Below are 18,427 nucleotides of genomic sequence, written 5' to 3' on the forward strand. Positions count from 1 at the left end.
GGACGGGACGACAGAACCCCCTGACTCTAAAGTGCCGATCCCACCTTGTGTCCTGCTCAGCGGCAAGCCTGGGGAAAACCTGCGTTTGGCGGTTCACGCAGGGTGCTCAAGATGGCCGTGCGTAGCCGGTTTGAGTTGCATGTAAGATAGATACAACAGGGATTTATCTTGTACGCATCACAGAGCGTGGTGCATGAGGGGGTTTGGTGGGTAACGGACAGGGTGATTTCACCCTGGGTGACGAAACAACCGAGATCGCGAGGATCGTGGCCGACGCAGCACCCGGCGTCGAGCGCATCCCGGCGGCAGAGCGGGTGTACGCCTTCGTGAAGGCAGCGATCCTGGACCGGGTCTATCCCGGTGGCGAGTTGCTGACCGAGGGCCAGTTGTCCGATGCGGTCGGAGTTTCCCGTACGCCGGTGCGCGAGGCGCTGTTGCGCCTGGAGGCGTCCGGCTTGGTCAAGCTCTATCCGAAGAAGGGCGCGCTGGTCCTGCCAGTGCTGCCGCAAGAGATCAACGACGTGCTCGAGGCGCGGGAGTTGATCGAAACGCACGCGGCCGCCAAGGTCTGGCCGCGGCGCAAAGAACTCATCGCCGCACTCGAACCGCTGATCCGCGAGATGCGGGTGCACCGCCGGGCGAACGACGCGAAGAAGTTCCTCGAGGCCGACCGGGCCTTCCACGAGGCCATTGTCGAGGCCGCGGGCAACGAAATCCTCGCGAAGCTCTACGACAGCTTGCGCGACCGTCAGGTCCGGATGGGCGTCAAGAGCATCCAGGTCGCTCCGGCCCGGATGGACAGCTCCATCGTGGACCACCAGCAGATGATCGACGCGCTCGCGAGTAACAGCAGTAAGCGATTCCGCGAGCTTGTCGTCGCCCACATCCACAACGCGGCGACGCATCTGCGGGGCATGCAGTGACCGAACTCCTCCATCCCCTTGGCGGTCGACGCGCCTGGGTGGTTTGGATCACCGCTGTCGCCACCTACCTCGTCACCGTGCTGCACCGCGGTTCGATGAGCGTCGCGGGTCTGCAGGCGGCAGAGCGGTTCGACATCTCCGCATCGGCCCTGGCCAGCTTCACGGTCGTACAGCTCACGGTCTACGCCGCGATGCAGGTGCCCGTCGGTATTCTCCTCGACCGGTACGGATCGAAGCGCCTGCTCATCGCGGCCTCCGGTCTGCTCTTCGTGGCCCAAACCGCCTTCAGCCAGGTCGAGTCGTACCCGGCGGCATTGGCGGCGCGAGCACTTCTGGGCGTCGGTGATGCGCTGGTCTTCATCAGCGTGCTGCGAGTGCTCATGCTGTGGTTCCCGGCTCTGAAGCAACCCGTCATGTCCCAGGCCACCGGCATGCTCGGAGGTCTCGGGGCGATCGGAGCGACCGTGCCGATGGCTGCCGCGTTCCGGCACTTCGGGTGGACGCAGACCTTCGGCGGCGCAGCCGTGCTCAGTCTCGTCACCGGTGCCGCTGTACTGCTCCTGCTGAAGGACACGCCGTACGACGTGGCGCTACATCGGACGAAGCAGTCGCTCACGGAAGTCCGGAACAACGTCAAGCGCGCGTGGAAGACGCCTGGCACTCGCCTTGGGCTGTGGACGCACTTCACCACTAGCTTCTCCGCGGGTACGTTCGGGCTGCTCTGGGGCTTCCCGTTCTTGGTGAAGGGCGAGGGCCTCTCCCCGACTACGGCCGCCTCCTTGCTCGTACTGCCGGTTCTGGCCGGTATTTGCTACGGGCCGATCGTCGGGCGGTATGCGGCTCGCTATCCGTTCTACCGCTCGTGGATCGTCCTGGCGGTCATCGGTGGCGTTGTCGCGGTGTGGACGTTGGTACTCGTCTGGCCGGGCCGAGCGCCCTTGCCGGTGTTGATCCTCCTCATCGTCGTACAGGCCGCATGTGGGCCGGGATCGATGCTTGGGCTGGACTACGCGCGTACGTTCAACCCCGCCACACGGTTCGGCGCAGCCAACGGCATCGTCAACACTGGCGGGTTCATCGCCACCCTGATCTGTATCGGCGCCATTGGTGTCGTACTGGACCTCTCGGCTGGTGGAGCGCCTCAGGCAATCGGTGACTACAAGTGGGCGTTCTGCGTGCAGTACCTGCTGTGGGGCGTCGGCGTCATCCAGATCCTCCGGTACCGGCGACGGGCGCGGGCGACGCTTGCCCGGTACAACCCCGAGGTCTACGAGGCCCTGCGCGCCAACCGCGTCGTACCCCTGTCCTAGCGCTGGTACGCCGTACCAGCGCTTTGCCAGGGCGGTGCCAGCCCCGACCGCGACGGTGGTTCCCAGAAGCAACAACTCTGGGAAGGAATTCGTATGTCCACAACGAACGCCATCGTGGCCGAGGGGCTGGTCAAGCGCTTCGGCTCCACCACGGCCCTGGCCGGAGTGGATCTGGCCGTGCCGACCGGCAGCGTGCTCGGCGTACTCGGCCCGAACGGCGCCGGCAAGACCACGGCCGTGCGCATCCTCGGCACGCTCATCCAGCCCGACGCGGGTCATGCCGAGGTTGGCGGGCATGACGTCGTCCGCGAGGCCGGCCGGGTCCGCGAACTCATCGGGCTCACCGGCCAGTACGCCTCGGTCGACGAGGACCTGTCCGGCCGGCGCAACCTGGTCATGATCGGCCGGCTGCTGGGACTTCCCCGGCCGCAGGCGCGTCAGCGGGCCGACGAGCTGCTGGAACGGTTCGAGCTGACGGACGCCGGCGACCGCATCGCCAAGACCTACTCCGGCGGTATGCGTCGGCGCCTCGATCTGGCCGCCAGTCTCGTCGGCAACCCGAGCATCCTCTACCTGGACGAACCGACCACAGGTCTCGACCCCCACGCCCGTAACGGCGTCTGGGACACAGTGCGGGATCTCGTGCTCGAAGGCACCACCGTCCTCCTCACCACGCAGTACTTGGAAGAGGCGGACGCACTGGCCGACTCCATCGTGGTGTTCGACCACGGCCGCATCGTGGCGTCAGGGCGTCCGGCTGAGTTGAAGGCGCAGGCCGGTCGCCAGTCGCTCGACGTACGCCCTGCCGACCCACGCCACCTAGAACGGGTTGCAGCCATCGTCGCCGAGTCCACCGGCACCAGGCCGTCTGTAGACATCGTGAACGCTCTGGTCAGCGTGCCAGTCGCAGACGGTACGTCGATGCCGGTAGTGGTTCGCCGCCTCGATGAAGCCGGTATTGCCGTCACTGAGCTGTCCCTGCGCCTGCCGAGCCTGGACGAGGTCTTCCTCGCCATCACCGGGCATGCCGCCCAAGACCAGCCCGAGTCCGTCCTGGAAGGAGTGGGCCGATGAGCAGCGCCACCCTGACGAAGCCATCTACACCAACTATGCCGAACACCCGTAAGCCGTTCGCGTGGCTCGAGCAGAGTCTGACGCTGGCCTGGCGGAACATCGTCCGGATCCGGCAGAACCCGGAGGCCCTTGCGGACGTCACGTTCCAGCCGATCATCTTCCTGGCGCTGTTCCTGTTCGTCTTCGGTGGTGCCGTCGCCGCCGGCGGTTGGCGGGGCTACCTGCCGTTCCTGCTGCCAGGGCTGCTGGTCCAGACCGTCGTCTTCTCCACGCTAGCCACCGGGATCTCGCTGAACGACGACTTCGCCAAGGGCGTGTTCGACCGTTTCCGCAGTCTGCCGATCGCCCGCTCGGCGCCGCTGATCGGTGCGGTCTTCGGGGATGTCGTGCGCTACGTGCTTTCGATCGTGATCCTGATGGGCGCGGGTTTCGCCCTCGGCTTCCGGTTCCAGAACGGTGTCGCGAACGGTCTGCTCGCCTGCCTGCTGGTACTCGGATTCGCGCTGGCACTGTGCTGGGTCTGGGTCTGGCTAGGCCTGAAACTGAAGACGGTCCAGGGCGTCCAAGGTGTGGGCTTCCTGATCATGTTCCCGCTGACCTTCGGCAGCAACGTCTTCGTCCAGACCGACACCCTGCCGAGCGCCCTCCAGGCCTTCGTGAACGTCAACCCGGTCAAACACCTGGTCGACACCATGCGCGCCCTGATGATCGGCGAAGGCTCCCTCCAACGCCCCCTCCTCTACACCCTCGCCTGGATGATCGCCCTAGTAGCCATCTTCGCCCCCCTAGCCATCCGCACCTACCGCCGCCGCACCTAACCAAACGGAAATCTCTTTGCACTCATTCGTCGGAATCCGCCCTCTCAGCCAAGCTGACATGCACAGGTCAGCGGACGGCAGAGGGCGGATTCCGACGAATGAGTGCAAAGAGGTTGGTCAGCAGGTGGAAGGGGAGGGCAGGCCTAGGAAGCGGGCGGATAGGTAGGTGAGGGCGGCGGGGGCGCCGGTGGCGGCGAGGGTGTTGTGTTCGCTGGTGTAGTCGGTGTGGAAGGTGACGCGGGTGCCCTTGGCGCACCAGCGGGCATTGACGTCCGAGGCGGCTTGCCAGGGGATGAGTTCGTCGAACTTCGAGTGGTAGAGGTAGACCGGCGCGGTTGGGGCCAGGTCGCCCATGCGGTTGAGGCGCAGGACTTGCTGGGCGATCGGCTCGGCCAGCGGATCAGGCGAATCGCTGTAGGACTTCACGCTCTTGAAGGCGTACAACGCCTCCTCCGCAACGCAAAGGTCGTCCATCTCCGCGATGAGCTCATGCCCGGCAGCGTTGAAAATGCTCAGCAGTTCCGGATACTCCCGGCTGACCCCGATCGCTGCCGCCAGGAACAGCCCGGAGAAAAGGCCGCCGTCCATCTGACGTCCAGCGGCTTCCAAGTCGGACGCCGTACCGCCCGAGGCGACGCCGGCGATCTTGAGCTCCGGCGCGTACGACGGATGCAACTGCGCGGCCCACCCCGTTGCGAGCCCGCCGCCGGAGTACCCCCACATCCCGACCTTGGTGGTCGCGGACAACCCGGCTTCCGGCAAGGCGAGCGCACCGCGGATGCCGTCGAGTACGGCGTGGCCCTCCATCCGCCCAGCGCCATACGCATCGCGCGGACCTTGGTAGTCCGTCACCACGACGGCCCACCCCTTCGCAAGGCCCATGCTCAGCAGGGGAATCTCCTTCTCCAGACCGAGTCGCAGGTTGTACGACGGGTTGCACTGGTCGCCGAGGCTGTCCGTGGCCGGCTGGTACGACAGCAACGGCCGCTTACCGACGTACGGCGTGAGCGGCACGAGGACCGTCGACACCACAGTGACGGGCCTGTCCTTCGCATCGGTACTACGAACCTGCAACTGGTAGGCCTTCACCGCCAGCGGCACCGACACCGTGCGGGTCTTGAGAATCGTCCCCGGCGCCTTGGTCTCGTACCCCGCGGCCGGCCGGTAGAACGAGTCCTGGTCCGGCTCGGGAATCCCCGCGGCCTCAACCCCAGTAGGAACGGCCAGCAGCCCAAAAGCGGCGACTAACGCGGTCACGACCATGCGAATCATCATCACGCACGTCCTTCGGTTGTGAGGGGCAACAGGCGACGGGCCACTTTGCCGGTGGCTGTGCGCGGGAGCTCGTCGAGGAACACCACGTCTCGAGGCACCTTGAAGCGGGCCAGGTTCTGCCTGACGTGGGACTTGATCGCCTCGGCATCCAGCGAACTGCCGGGGTCTTTGACCACGAAGAGCCGCAGCCGCTGGCCGAACTCCTCATCGGGTACGCCGAGCGCGGCCACCTCGGCGACACCTGGCATCGCCTCGACCAGGTTCTCCACCTCGACCGGGAAGACGTTCTCGCCACCCGACACGATCATGTCGTCGTCGCGCCCGTCCACGAACAACCGGCCACCGCTGTCGAAATGCCCGAGGTCGCCCGTACTCAACAACCCGTCGATCATCTCTTTGGTACCGCCGCCCGTATAACCCTTGAACGCGAGACCGTTGCCGACGAAGATCCGCCCGGTCGTACCAGCGCTGGTCACCGCCCGCCCGGCATCGTCGTACAGCCTGACCCGGCAGCCGTGCGGCGGTCGGCCCGCACATCCCGGCGCGGCCTGCCAGTCCGCGGGCATGGCCACGGCCGCGACAGCCACCTCGGTCGAACCGTAGAGGTTGTGCAGCACCGGACCGAAGACCTCCATCGCGCGATTGCCCAGGTCCGTCGGCAGCAACGCGCCCGCGCTCATCAACACCCGCAGGCTGCTGGTGTCGTACGCCTTCAGTACGTCGGGCCCGAGCGCCAGAATTCGCTGCAGCATCGTCGGCACCACGATCAGGGCCGTCGCGCGATGTTCGGCCACGCCTCGCAAAGTGGTGAGCGCGTCGAACCGGCGTTGCAGCACCATCGTCGAGCCGAGCGCCAACGTCATGATGAACTGCGTCAGCCCCGTGCCGTGGAAGATCGGTGCCGCGATGTAGACGACGTCGCCCCGGCGCAGCGGCACCCTCTCCAGGAACTGCGCTGCGATCAACGGCGAACGCACCTGCCGCGGCGCGCCCTTCGGCGTGCCGGTCGTGCCGCCGGTCAGTAGCACCATCCCGGCCTGTTCAGCAGGCGGCCCGAACCCGCTGCCGTCTGTCCCACAGACCAACTCATCCAACGAGGCTTCGGCGTCCACATCTTTGCCCCAGGCAACAAAGCGGCGTACGCCAGCATGTACGGAAGAGAGCAGCGGGCCGAACTCGGCGTCGTAGACCAGAACCGAGACGCCTTCCCTGGCAGCGACATCGGCCAGTTGAACGCGGCTGAACCCCGTATTGAGCAACACCAACCGAGCGCCAAATTTGCCGCAGGCAACCATCGCGTCGGCCGCGCCACGATGACCCCGGCACAGTACGCCGACCACCACGCCCGGTTTGAGGCCGGCCGCGAACCAGGCCCGGGCCAGCGAGTTGGCGCGCCGGTCCAAGTCGCCGTACGTCAGTTGCCCGAGTTCGTCGATCAGCGCGACGTCGGCCGGATCGCGCCGGGCGGCGATATGCGCGGCGCCCGCGATCGGCCCGAGCCGGCGCATCGCCAGCGACGTCTGCGCGGTGAGCAGGGGGCGCCGCAGATCCAGCAGACCCGCCCGCCGCAGCACGGAGACGGCGTGCAGTTTTTCGGTAACAGCCATGGCTACCTCCGCAGGTGGATAGAAGTGAAAAGACTGCTTTTCACTCTCTACTGGCGAGTACTGTAGGACCACGATCGCTACGATGACAACCCTTCGAACCAGACCAATCGCCGAGAGGTGTCATGACTGAACCCGCCACCCGCCGGTACTCCGGTCGATCGGTGGATGAGTGGAAGGCCGCCCGCCGGGAGCGGTTGATGGAGGCCGCGTTCGAGTTGTTCGGCACCGAGGGCTACGCGGCCACGTCGGTGGAACGCCTTTGCTCACAGGCGAAAGTCTCGACCCGGCACTTCTACCACGAGTTCGCGAACAAGGAAGCGGTGCTGATCGCGGCCCACGCCTACGTGATCGAGCTCGGTGTGCAGGGCACGGCGGCCGCCCTGGCCGATCACGCCGACGACACCGTCAGCGTGCGGGTGCGCAGCGCGGTCGAGGCGTACCTGCGGATGGTGATGTCGGACCTGCGCCGGGCCAAGCTCTCGTTCGTCGAGGTGGTCGGTATCAGCCCGGCGGTCGAGCAGCAGCGGCTGGCCTATCGCGAATTGCTGGTCCAGTCCGTCATCCATATCGGCGAGACCGGCGTGGCACGCGGCGAGATCAGCCCGAAGAACTTCCGCTTCCTCGGGTTGTCGTTCATCGGCGCGGTCAACACCGTCGTCTACGACTGGATGGTGTCCGACCCGCGCCCGCCGGCGGACGAGGTCCGCGAGGATCTGGTCAATCTGGGATTGGGACTGATGCTCGACTGAGCTCGGCCAGCGCGTCCTCGCGTGGCGTCGCGGCGCCCGCCTCGTACAACTGCTCGTACGTCGCATCGCCCACCGCGGCCCGCGCCGACTCGATCGTGCGCCGGGCATCGCGGTCGGGCGCGGTGCGCATGCCCCGGACCGCGGCGCAGAGGCCCAGCAGGCGTGCGGCGCCGTCCGGATCCTCGTCCGCGATCGCGACCGCCGCCACGGACTCGACCACGCCCGCGAGCAGCGGCATATCCTCGGTGGAGAGCACCAGCCGCAGTGACTCGATGGCCCTGATCCGGGCATCCTCGAGCTCGCCGCGCGCGGCCGAGATCATCGCGAGCTGGCCCATCACCCACGCCTGGCCGTGCGGGGCCATCCGCTCGGTCGGTAGATCGAGCTGCGAGTACGCCAGTTCGCCGAGCCGGAGCGCCTCGTCGAGATCGCCGAGCTGCCGCGCGATCGTGCTCAGCCCCGTCGTCGCGAAGGCCTGGCTACTCGCGCTGCCGGTCTCCTCGGACAGCCTGATCGCGGTCCGGAGGTCGTCCGTCGCGCCCTCGACATCGCCCAGCTCACCCCGGCTGCGGGCCCGCTGGGTGAGCAGGTTCGGCACCCCGTCCGTGGTGCCGAGCTCGGCCATCAGGTCGAGCGATGCGGAGACGTACTTGAGCGCCGCCCTGTGATCACCGCACGCGCTGTTGTACGTCGCGAGTCCCCGCAGCGCGAGCGACTTGCCCCACCGGTCACCGATCTCCTCGAACCCCTTGAGGGCCAACTCGAGGTCCGCCGCCATCTGCGTGACGTTGCCCTCGTTCTCGTTGAACATCGCCTGCATCATCGTGGCCATCGCGCGATTCCACGGGTCCTGGTCGGCGCGCACGGCCTCGAGAGCGCGGATCATCGTGGGCCGGTCACGCCGCAGTCCGGCCCAGACGGCGTTGGTGAACCCGCTGATCCCGTTCGCCGCGACGACCTCGTGCCGCCGCGCGAGCGACCGGATCTCGGCCATGCCGCGAAGGGCCCGGCCGACCGCGGCCACTGGGTCCTCGCCGCTCGAGAGATTGCCGACCGAGTAGAGCAGGACGGCGGTGGCGCGCGCGACGGGATCGACCTCACCCGGGACGGCGAGGGCGTGCTCGAACCAGGAGAGCGCCTCGGTCGGACGGCCGCGGATGTTCCAGTAGTACCCGAGCACGCTGACGAGGCCGACCGCCGTCCGGGCGTCACCGGTGTCGATGGCGTTCCGCAGCGCGCCGAGCAGGTTCTCGTTGTCGGCGTCGAGACGGGCTATCCAGATCAGCTGGTCGGCCCGATGCAACTGGGTCTGGGCCTGCCCGGTGAGCACGCGGAAGTACTTGGTGTGGGCCTGCCGTACGACGTCGGTCTCACCGGAGGCCTCGAGTTGCTCGGCGCTGAAGGCCTTGACCGTTTCGAGCATGCGATAACGCACGGTCCGATCGTCGGCGGCGGCCTCGACCAGGGACTTGTCGACCAGCGACGCGAGCACGGTCAGCACGGCCTCGGGTGGTAGCCCGGCGCCACTGCAGACCTGTTCGGCGGCCTCCAGGGTCGCGCCTCCGGAGAAGACCGAGAGCCGTCGCGCGACCGCCTGTTCGGCCGGTTCGAGCAGATCCCAGCTCCACTCGACGACCGCCCGCAACGTCTGATGCCGCGGCAGCGCCGTACGACTCCCGCTGGTCAGCAGGCGGAACCGGTCGGTCAGCCGGTCGACGATCTGCGCGGGCGTGAGCGCACGCAGCCGGGCCGCGGCGAGCTCGATGGCCAGCGGCATTCCGTCCAGGCGGCGGCAGATCTCGGCGACGGCCGGGCCGTTCGTGACGTTGAGCGCGAAATCCGGCCGGACCGCGCGCGCCCGATCGACGAACAACTCGACCGAGGGGTACGTCGTACCGGGCGGGGTGCCTTCAGCGGAGTCCTCCGGTGGCAGGCCGAGTGGGCCGACCGGGTGCAGGTGTTCGCCGGGAATCGCGAGCGGTTCGCGGCTCGTGGTCAGCACGACCAGCCGGGGACAGGACGCGAGCAGCGCATCGACCAGGGCGGCCACTTCGTTGACGAGGTGCTCGCAGTTGTCGAGCACGATCAGCACCTGCCGATCCGCGATCACCTCGACCAATCGCGCCGAAGCCGCGCGCGCCATCGGGATGTGCAGGCCGGGCCGCAGGTTGCCGTCCACGAATTCGGAAGCGCCCAACGCCGACAACACGGTCGGCGCCACGTCGGCCGCGTCCGCGAGTGGCGCCAGCTCGATGAACCAGATGCCGTCACGGGCGTGCTCGACCAGCGCCCGGCCCGTCTCGGTCACCAGTCGCGTCTTGCCCGCACCACCCGGCCCGATCAACGTCACCAGTCTCGTGCCGTTGGCCAGCACCTGGCGAAGCTCCGCCACCTCGCTGGAACGCCCGACAAAACTCGTCAGCGGCGCCCGCAGGTTGTGCGCCCTCGGAGCGGCCGGTACGTCGACCGGGCTCGGCACGGGATCGAGCGCCTCGCCTTTGAGCATGGCCAGGTGGATCTCACGCAATCGCGTCGACGGATCCGTACCGAGCTCGTCCGCGAGGATGGTCCGGACCCGCTCGTACGCCGTGAGGGCTTCCGCCTGCCGGCCATCGGCGTACAGGGCCCTGATCATCAGCTCGTGCAACCGCTCGCGCAGGGGATGCGCCTGGCTCAGGCGTTCCAGTTCGGCCGTGACCTCGCGGGTCCGGCCGGTCGCGATCAGGGTGTCGCTCAGGCTCTCGATCGCGGTCAGCCTCAGGTCTTCGAGCCGAGCCGCCGCTTGCGTCGCGAACGGCGCGTCCCGCAGGTCGGCGAGCGCCTCGCCTCGCCAGAGCCGGTTCGCCTTGGTCAGCAACGCCTCGGCCTGGTCCGGCGCGGCCCCTCTCGCCGTACGGACCAGCTCTTCGAACTGGAGCGCGTCGACCGCGTCGGGGTCGATCGTCAGCCGGTATCCGGCGGGCCCGGAATCGATCGAGACGCCCGACTCGGTAGGCGGCAGGATGCCGCGAAGCCGGGAGATCAGGGACTGCAGGGCGTTCGCACTCGGCGCCTCGTTACCCCAGAGCGCGTCGATCAACGTGTCGATCCCGACGGGCCGGCCGGCGTCTAGCGCGAGACGGACCAGGAGTGCGCGAAGCCGGCTGCCACGGACGTCCAGCGGACTACCGTCGGCCGCCCACACAGCCAGAGGGCCGAGCACCGCGATACGCACGCGGTCCACCCTGCCACAACCTAGTATCGCGAGGTGACCGATATCTCCGCTCAGACTCAGTCCCGATTGACCCAGATCATCGCCGAACGGCAGCTGAAGGGCCGCGTGCCCGGCATCGTCGGTGGCGTCGTACGGGAAGGCTCGCTCGCGTGGTCGGGTGGGGTCGGCTCGGCGGACGTCGGAACGCCCGGGGTGGCGCCGACGGCCGACTCGCAGTTCCTGATCGCGTCGCAGAGCAAGACCCTGACGGCCGTACTGATCATGGCCCTGCGGGACGAGGGCAAACTCAGTCTCGACGACACGGTCGACAAGCACATCCCGGAGAGCAAGCACCACGGCATCACCATCCGGCAGATGCTCAGCCACGTCACCGGCATGCAGCGCGAACCGGTCGACGAGGTGTGGACGGTCTTCCAGTTCCCGGATCGCGCCAAGCTGATCACCGGCTGGAACGACGCGGAGCGCGTGGGCCGCCCGCACGACCGCTGGCACTACTCGAACCTGGTCTACTCCCTGCTCGGCGAGATCGTCGCCCGGCTGGACGGCCGCGAGTGGTTCGAGTCGGTCCAGGCCCGCATCCTCAATCCACTGGAGATGCGCCGTACGACGGTCGGCTTCGACGGTGGTCAGGCCGCCACCGGGTACTACGTGCCGCCGTACAGCGATGTGCCGGTGCTCGAGCCCGTCTTCGACCTCGGTGCGATGGCGGCCTGCGGCGGTCTGGCCAGTACGGCTGAGGATCTCGCGAAGTGGCTCGCGTTCCTGGCGAACCCGGTCGACGAGGTGCTGGCGGCGGACACCGTGGACGAGATGTGCCAGCCGCAGATCATGGCCGACCCGGACCAGTGGACGCTCGGGTTCGGCCTCGGCTTCATGCTGGCGCGGGTGGGGGAGCGCGTGCTCGTCGGCCACACCGGCGGTATGCCCGGCCACATCACCGGGTCGTTCGTGCACCGCGCTTCGGGTACGGCGGGAATCGCCCTGATGAACTCCACCTCGGCGCCGGACCCCGCCGGTCTGGCGTGTGAGCTGGCGCTGGAGGTCGTCAAGAACGACCCGCTGCCGGTGACGCCGTGGACCCCGGGGACGTCGGTGCCCGCGGAGTTCGACGGGTTGCTCGGGACGTGGTTCTCGGAGGGACAGCCGTACATCTTCTCGGTCGCGGGCGGCCGGTTGCAGGCCCGTGGCGCGGCGGCTCCTGCGCACAAGCCGCCGTCGATCTTCGTTTCGGTGGGCGAGGACGTCTATCGGACCGAGTCGGGCCGCGAGCGAGGCGAACTGCTCCGCATCACCCGCGACCCATCCGGCGCGGTCAAGACGTTGCACTGGGCAACTTATCTCTTCACGCGTGAGCCGTTCGCGTTTGGCGAATGGCTTAAATAGAAGCGGTTTCTTCGGCCGCCTCGTAGCTGGTGGTGCCGTCCAGTAGCTCGCGGATGGCGTCCAGGTGGCCGAGGTGGCGCGAGGTCTCCTCGATCATGTGCAACAGGATCCACCGCACCGACGCGGCCTCTTCCTTGGGTGGACGCTTCTCCAGGTCATCCAGGGAAAGGCCCGCGACGATCTCGTTCGACCGCGCGCACTCCTCGTAATACTCGTCGAGCAACTGCTGCAGCGGTACGTCGTCGACGAACATCTCCGCATCGACATGCCCGCCCTCGGTCCACGGAGTCTGGCCCGTATCCGGCACCGCGAGCACGTTGAGGTGGAACCACGAATACTCCACCCACCTCAGATGCGCGACCACCCCTGCCATCGTCATCAACGGCGACGAAGGCAGTACGGCGCGATGTGCGTCGCTCTCCTTCAGCCCCTCGCACTTCATCCGCACGAGATCCCGCTGATGGTCCAGCCAACCGACGATCTGGCTCCGCTCGTCCCCGGCCAACGGCGGACGATTATTGACTCTCACAAACTTCTCCCACTACTCGTATCCACGCGCGGCCTACGCCACCGCCGGCATCGAGTCAGCCGAGAGAACGACGGCAAAGCAGCGCAACACCAACCCCACTCATCACGCCACCCCCTCTCCGTCTCCCGCCCACCCTAACCTGACCTCCTCCACCCGTCTCGCGATTTACCCGCCCCACCCTGCAAGTTGATTCGTCCGCATCCGCCCTGCCTGCAGCAAGCTGCAGCTACGTGATGGACTCGGGGCGTCGACGGCGACGGTGCAGTTAGATGTGCAGGTGGATAGTCAAGTCAGCGTGGAGGGGCGCACCCTGCGGTTCTGCGTGTACGGCCCCGTCGATGGGGTACCGATGATCTGGCTGAACGGAACTCCGAGCAGCCGGCTGCGGCGGCCCGACCAGATCGCAGCGATAGAACAGAGCGGCGTGCGAGTCCTCATGCCCGACCGTCCCGGTTACGGCGGCTCGACCCGGCAGCCAGGACGTACCGTTTCCGATGTCGTGCGGGACGTCGAGGCACTCGCGGACAGCCAGCGTTGGGAAACGTTTGCGATAGTGGGCGGTTCGGGCGGTGGTCCGCATGCATTGGCGTGCGCGGCGCTCCTGCCGCACCGCGTCACCCGATGTGGCGTCCTCTCAGGTATTCGCCCGCAGGCCGAGACGCTGCCTCCCGAGGAAGAGCTTCGGAAACAGCTCACAAAGCTCGGCGCCGACATCCTGGCCCAGGTCGAAGCAGGCGGCCCCGAATACCCCGGAGCGCCGCCCGGTCCACCGGCTTGGGACGACCCGGCCGCGCGGGCTCGCCTGGTCACTACGTTCGCTGACAGTCTCGATGGCTGGTACGACGACAAGGTCGCTCTCGCCCAGCCGTGGGGCTTCTCGCCACGAAGCATCCGTGTCCCAGTCAGCATCTGGTACGGCACACACGACGAGCACGTCCCCGAGAGCGACGCACAATGGCTCCTCGAAAACATCCCCGCCGCACAGGGGTACCAATACTCAGGCGGTCACCTTCCCACCGTCGCGACCTCAATGGATATCTACAAGTGGGTCAGCTCGCCGATCAGTTAGCGCCCTGGCCGACCCCGCCGGTCCTGTCCACGCGACGGGGAGGTTAGGTCTGCCTTGATGGTGGGTTTGTGGACTTTGCCTAGTTTGGAGCGGGGGAGGTCGGGCCAGATTTCTACTTGTTTTGGGGTTTTTACGCTGCCGAGTCGCGCCTTCACGTGGGCCTGGGCCTCGGCTGGAGTGAGGTTGGCGTCAGGACGGAGTTGGAGGATGGCGGTTACGCGTTCGCCCCACTTTTCGTCGGGGAGGCCGATGACGGCGCAGTCCTGGATGGCGGGGTGGGTGAGTAGGGCTTGCTCGACCTCCGCCGAGTAGACGTTGAACCCACCCGTGATGATCATGTCTTTGGCGCGATCGACGATCGACAAGTAGTTGTCCCCGTCGAGGAAGCCGATGTCCCCCGTGTGATGCCACCCATGCCGACCGGCCTCCGCAGTCGCCGCCGGATCGCGGTAATACCCGGCCATTACCAACGACCCGCGGACGACGATCTCGCCACGTTCGCCGGCAGGCAGCAACCGACCATCAGGATCCATGATCGCCACCTGCACCAGTGGACTCGGACGACCCGCAGTCGTGAAGCGTTCGACCGCCTGACTGCCATCGGCATGGAAATGGTCCGCAGGCGCCATCGTGGCGATCATCATCGGCGCCTCGCTCTGACCGAACAGTTGCGCCATCACCGGGCCGATCCGGGTCAGCGCCTCACTCAGCTTCGCCGAAGACATGGGCGCGGCGCCGTACCAGAAGCATTGCAGGGAAGACAGATCCGTCCGATCGAGATCGGGATGTGCGAGCAACATGTAGATCAACGTCGGCGGCAGGAACGTGTGGGTGACGCGATGCCGGGCGATCAAGGAGAGGTATGACGTGAGGTCCGGCGCGGGCATGATCACGATCTCCCCGCCGAGCGTCATGATCGGGAAGCACAACACCCCGGCCGCATGCGTCAACGGCGCAAGCGCGAGATAGACCGGCCGATCCCGAAACGGATAGCTCATCAACGTGATCGCTGACATCGTCTCGATATTGCGCCCGGTCAGTTGCACACCCTTCGGCCGTCCCGTCGTACCACCCGTGCCGACCAACAGCGCCACGTCATCGCGCGGTTGGACCTCGAAGGGCGATGACGGTACGTCGGACAGCCAGCTGGTGAAACCGATCGCGACGGCTGGTTCGGCGTCGAGACAGATCAGCGTGGTGAGACCAGGTAGGTCGGGCAGGATCCGTTCCACCAAAGGGAGAAAGGCCTCCTGGAAGATCAGCGTCGAGCAGTCGAAGGCGTGCAGGAGTTCGCGATTTTCGGCCGCCTCGTTCCGCGGATTGACCGGGCACCAGACCGCGCCGGCGCGCGAGATGCCGAACACGCAGGTGAAGGCGATCGGGTTGTTGGCCGACAGGATCGCCACCTTGTCACCCGGGCGAACTCCCGAGCGGCGTAAGGCGTGGGCGATCTGCCAGGACAATTCGCACACCTCGCCATAGCTCAGCGACGTACCGCCCATGGTCAGGCAGGGCTCGTCGCGGCCGAGCGAGGCGCCCTTGTCCAGATAGTCGAAAAGCCGCACGAGGCGATCCTCAAGGACAGGGTGCGGGGACCGAGGGGGTAGGCAGTCCCCGCACCAGCTCAGTGGTGAACGGTCAGCACCGGTTCGAGAACCAGCCCGAAGCTCCGCAAGGCGCCGAGGAGGCGACGATGACCGAAGGCTTGGCAAGCTGAGGCGAGACCCGTACGCCGAGGCGGTTCCTGCAGGAGCGAGTTAGCCGCGAAGGCCTGCAGCAAACCGGTCTGCTTGTAGTTGCTGTTGCCGTGGATCACGCAATGCGCCCGCCCGAGTGGTCCCGAAGCGTGCACGGAGTCCAGCGACGTGTTGAGGCGCGGGTTCTCCCGGGGCGGCATGCCCGCCTGGACGGACGAGGCCACGTCGGCCAGGGCGCCGTCCTGCTGCTCAGGCGGCAGCGTCTTGATCTGCGACTCGACCATTTGCACGGCGTCGACGACACCCTGCATAACGGCCCGGTCGAACACGCCACCCGCGACCTTGACCGTCGCCACGCGCGGGTCCTGCTGGAACCAGACGGGATGACTCGTACCACCCCACGGCAGGGCCAGTGCGGACGCGTGCTGACCAGGTACGGATACCTCGAAGGTGGTCAGCGGATCCCACTTCTGCAGCTGGTTCTCTTCCAGGTAGTGCCAGTCCGCTTTGAGGATCGTGAAGATGGTCTGCGTCGACGCGTAGGTCGGGAATCCCTTCCACAGAACGAGAATGTCCAGCGTATCGAGCCCGGGCGTCTCCAGGCAGATGTTCGCCGCGATCTCACCGGTCGTGTACATCTGTGCGACACCAGGCGAAAGCAGCAGGCCCTTTGCGGCAAAGGCCGCACCCCAACGATCGCGGGCGTCGAGTAGCCAGTCCTGCTCGCCGGTCGTATCCAGGTAGTGGCAGCCCGCGGCCAGACTGGCCTCGACCACCTCCGGGCCGTACTTGATGAACGGCCCGACCATGTTGCTCACGACCTTCGCGCCACTGAACAGTTCGGTCAGTGCGCTGACCTCGTGCTCGACCTCGACGATCTCGTGGTCGACGGTGTCGATCCCGGGGACCTTGCTCAGTACGTCCTTGATCCGCGCGGCATCCCGGCCGGCCGCGATGAAGGGAATGTTGAACTCACGCAGGTACTCGCAGACCAGGCGACCGGTGTAACCCGAAGCGCCGTACACAACGACTGGCTTGTCCATGTCACATCCCCATTCCACCGTCGACCGGCAGGCCCGCGCCGGTGATGAAGCGAGCCGCGTCGGAGGCCAGGAACACCACCGCGTCCGCCATGTCCGAGACTTCGCCGAGCCGGCCCAACGGGGTCAGCGCGATGACGTCGCCGACGGCCGCTTCCGCTGATGGCCAAAGGCCCAGCGTGACCATGTCCGCGGCGAGCTTCATGCCCATTTCCGTCGGCACCAGGCCCGGGTAGATGCAGTTCACCCGTACGCCGTAGCCGAGTTTGCCGGACTCCATTGCCGCCACCCGGGTCAGCCGATCGACCGCGGACTTGGTCGCGGAGTAGCCGGCGATGCCGGGGAAGGGGATCGTCGCGGCGACCGACGAGATGTTGATGACGGCACCACCGGCACCGGCCGGACCACCCGGGCGCATCGCGCGGAACGCGTGCTTCACGCCGAGGGCGGCGCCGAGCACGTTCACCTGCAACATGCTGGTCACGTCCTGCGGATCGAGGTCGATGACCAGTCCGGACAGTTCGATTCCGGCATTGTTCACAAGGATGTCGAGACCGCCGAGCTCACTCACAGTGGCGGTGATGGCGGCCTGCCAACTGTCGTCGTCGGTCACATCGAGTTCCACGAATCCCGCGACGGAGCCGGCCTCGCGCAGCACATCCGCGGTCTTCTTGCCGGTGTCGGTCTGGATATCCGCGATCATCACGCTCGCGCCCGCCTTCGCCAGGGCTTCGGCCATCCCGGCCCCGAGCCCCTGCGCACCACCGGTCACCATTGCTTTCCGGCCGGTCAGATCGAACTGGGTCATCTCTGGTCCTCCTAGTGGCAGCACGGGAACACCACCCAGCGTCACGGAAGTCTTGACACTCGTCAAGACTTTCTTGGACAAGTGTCAAGTTTTTTCCCGGATCGGGCTAAACTGCTAAGGCAGCCCTAAGGAAGGCCTGACCGTGACCGAGGTGGAAGACCGGATCTCACGCCGGCAGGTGGACAAGTTCGCGGAGCGCCGCGCGCAATTGGCCACCTCAGCTCTGCATACCCTTTCCGAGCTCGGTTATGCCCGCACGAGCCTGCGGGAGATCGCGCAGAACTCGGAGTTCTCGCATGGCGTGCTGCACTACTACTTCCGCGACAAGGTCGAGCTGATCACCTACTGCGTAAAGCAGTACAAGGCCGAGTGCGTCACCAGGTACGACCAGATCGTCGCGACCGCGGAGACCGCCGACGGCCTGTGCAAGGACTTCGGCGAGGCCATGGCCGGCACGTTGCGCGACGACGGCGCCATGCATCGCCTTTGGTACGACCTGCGCAACCAAAGCCTTTTCGACGAGGCCTTCCGCGCGGACGTGCACGAGATCGACGCCACCCTCGAAGAGATGATCTGGCGCATCGTCAGCACCTACAGCGAATTGAGCAACGCCCCGGTCACCGTCCCCCGCGCCATGGCGTACGGCTTGTTCGACGGCCTCTTCCAGCAGGGCCTACTCCGCTACCTCTCCGGCCGCCACGAAGCCCTCGCCGAACTCTCCTCCGCCGTCCAGCAAACCCTGCCAAAACTCATCACCTAACCCGCACCCATCTCCCTTGCGTTGATTCGTCTGAATCCGCTCGCCCCTGGCCGCGACGGGTCACCTGGAAGCGGACGCAGGCGGGCGGATTTGGATGAATCAACGCTAGAGGTCTACCCGGAATCACGCTTAGCCGGGTTGGATCGTGGTGCGAGTGGTGCCGGGGCAGGC

General features: G+C 66.8%; 15 protein-coding genes. 8 read left to right on the forward strand and 7 right to left on the reverse strand.

Annotated features, from left to right (window positions below):
- Nucleotides 1-206 precede the first annotated feature (206 nt).
- From OG394_RS27505 to OG394_RS27520, 4 genes are all read left to right on the forward strand, one after another.
- Nucleotides 207-923 (forward strand): GntR family transcriptional regulator, encoded by a 717-nt coding sequence (locus OG394_RS27505; protein WP_328989991.1) that lies wholly within the window; start codon nucleotides 207-209, stop codon nucleotides 921-923.
- The gene (locus tag OG394_RS27510; protein WP_328989992.1) at nucleotides 920-2,233 is read left to right on the forward strand and encodes an MFS transporter; all 1,314 of its coding nucleotides are present in this window, start codon (nucleotides 920-922) and stop codon (nucleotides 2,231-2,233) included. The genes OG394_RS27505 and OG394_RS27510 overlap by 4 nt, the downstream gene beginning before the upstream one ends.
- 93 nt (nucleotides 2,234-2,326) lie before the next feature.
- Nucleotides 2,327-3,307, forward strand: a complete 981-nt coding sequence (locus tag OG394_RS27515) for an ATP-binding cassette domain-containing protein (RefSeq protein WP_328989993.1) — start codon at nucleotides 2,327-2,329, stop codon at nucleotides 3,305-3,307.
- Complete coding sequence (locus tag OG394_RS27520) at nucleotides 3,304-4,125, forward strand: ABC transporter permease (RefSeq protein ID WP_328989994.1); 822 nt, start codon at nucleotides 3,304-3,306, stop codon at nucleotides 4,123-4,125. Before OG394_RS27515 ends, OG394_RS27520 begins: the two co-directional genes overlap by 4 nt.
- 117 nt (nucleotides 4,126-4,242) lie before the next feature.
- On the opposite strand, the gene OG394_RS27525 is transcribed toward OG394_RS27520, so the two are convergent.
- Together OG394_RS27525 and OG394_RS27530 are read right to left on the reverse strand one after the other, a co-directional pair.
- Nucleotides 4,243-5,400, reverse strand: a complete 1,158-nt coding sequence (locus OG394_RS27525) for a lipase family protein (protein WP_328989995.1) — start codon at nucleotides 5,398-5,400, stop codon at nucleotides 4,243-4,245.
- On the reverse strand, nucleotides 5,400-7,007 hold the full coding sequence (locus OG394_RS27530; protein ID WP_328989996.1) for an AMP-binding protein: 1,608 nt from the start codon (nucleotides 7,005-7,007) through the stop codon (nucleotides 5,400-5,402). The genes OG394_RS27525 and OG394_RS27530 overlap by 1 nt, the downstream gene beginning before the upstream one ends.
- Before the next feature lie 122 nt (nucleotides 7,008-7,129).
- Between OG394_RS27530 and OG394_RS27535 the strand changes: the two genes are divergently transcribed.
- Complete coding sequence (locus OG394_RS27535; RefSeq protein WP_328989997.1) at nucleotides 7,130-7,756, forward strand: TetR/AcrR family transcriptional regulator; 627 nt, start codon at nucleotides 7,130-7,132, stop codon at nucleotides 7,754-7,756.
- Here the strand turns inward: OG394_RS27535 and OG394_RS27540 are convergent.
- A complete protein-coding gene (locus OG394_RS27540; protein ID WP_328989998.1) occupies nucleotides 7,725-10,970 on the reverse strand; it encodes a BTAD domain-containing putative transcriptional regulator in 3,246 nt (1,081 codons plus the stop codon). The genes OG394_RS27535 and OG394_RS27540 overlap by 32 nt on opposite strands.
- Before the next feature lie 33 nt (nucleotides 10,971-11,003).
- On the opposite strand from OG394_RS27540, the gene OG394_RS27545 reads away from it, so the two are divergent.
- Complete coding sequence (locus tag OG394_RS27545) at nucleotides 11,004-12,353, forward strand: serine hydrolase domain-containing protein (protein WP_328989999.1); 1,350 nt, start codon at nucleotides 11,004-11,006, stop codon at nucleotides 12,351-12,353.
- Here the strand turns inward: OG394_RS27545 and OG394_RS27550 are convergent.
- Complete coding sequence (locus OG394_RS27550) at nucleotides 12,346-12,882, reverse strand: DinB family protein (RefSeq protein WP_328990000.1); 537 nt, start codon at nucleotides 12,880-12,882, stop codon at nucleotides 12,346-12,348. The genes OG394_RS27545 and OG394_RS27550 overlap by 8 nt on opposite strands.
- Nucleotides 12,883-13,231: 349 nt before the next feature.
- Between OG394_RS27550 and OG394_RS27555 the strand changes: the two genes are divergently transcribed.
- Nucleotides 13,232-13,951 (forward strand): alpha/beta fold hydrolase, encoded by a 720-nt coding sequence (locus OG394_RS27555; RefSeq protein ID WP_328990001.1) that lies wholly within the window; start codon nucleotides 13,232-13,234, stop codon nucleotides 13,949-13,951.
- On the opposite strand, the gene OG394_RS27560 is transcribed toward OG394_RS27555, so the two are convergent.
- From OG394_RS27560 to OG394_RS27570, 3 genes are read right to left on the reverse strand one after another with little or no spacing between them, the layout of a single operon-like run.
- Nucleotides 13,948-15,516, reverse strand: coding sequence for an acyl-CoA synthetase (locus OG394_RS27560; protein WP_328990002.1), 1,569 nt, complete (start codon nucleotides 15,514-15,516; stop codon nucleotides 13,948-13,950). The two genes, OG394_RS27555 and OG394_RS27560, sit on opposite strands and share 4 nt — an antisense overlap.
- Before the next feature lie 59 nt (nucleotides 15,517-15,575).
- On the reverse strand, nucleotides 15,576-16,691 hold the full coding sequence (locus OG394_RS27565) for a DUF5938 domain-containing protein (RefSeq protein ID WP_328990003.1): 1,116 nt from the start codon (nucleotides 16,689-16,691) through the stop codon (nucleotides 15,576-15,578).
- Nucleotide 16,692: 1 nt separating this feature from the next.
- Nucleotides 16,693-17,496, reverse strand: a complete 804-nt coding sequence (locus OG394_RS27570; RefSeq protein ID WP_328990004.1) for an SDR family NAD(P)-dependent oxidoreductase — start codon at nucleotides 17,494-17,496, stop codon at nucleotides 16,693-16,695.
- A 142-nt stretch (nucleotides 17,497-17,638) separates the two neighbouring features.
- Here OG394_RS27570 and OG394_RS27575 point away from each other — a divergent pair, with 142 nt between their 5' ends.
- The gene (locus tag OG394_RS27575; RefSeq protein WP_328990005.1) at nucleotides 17,639-18,256 is read left to right on the forward strand and encodes a TetR/AcrR family transcriptional regulator; all 618 of its coding nucleotides are present in this window, start codon (nucleotides 17,639-17,641) and stop codon (nucleotides 18,254-18,256) included.
- Nucleotides 18,257-18,427: the final 171 nt, after the last annotated feature.

The organism is Kribbella sp. NBC_01245, from assembly GCF_036226525.1.
GTDB lineage: Bacteria > Actinomycetota > Actinomycetes > Propionibacteriales > Kribbellaceae > Kribbella.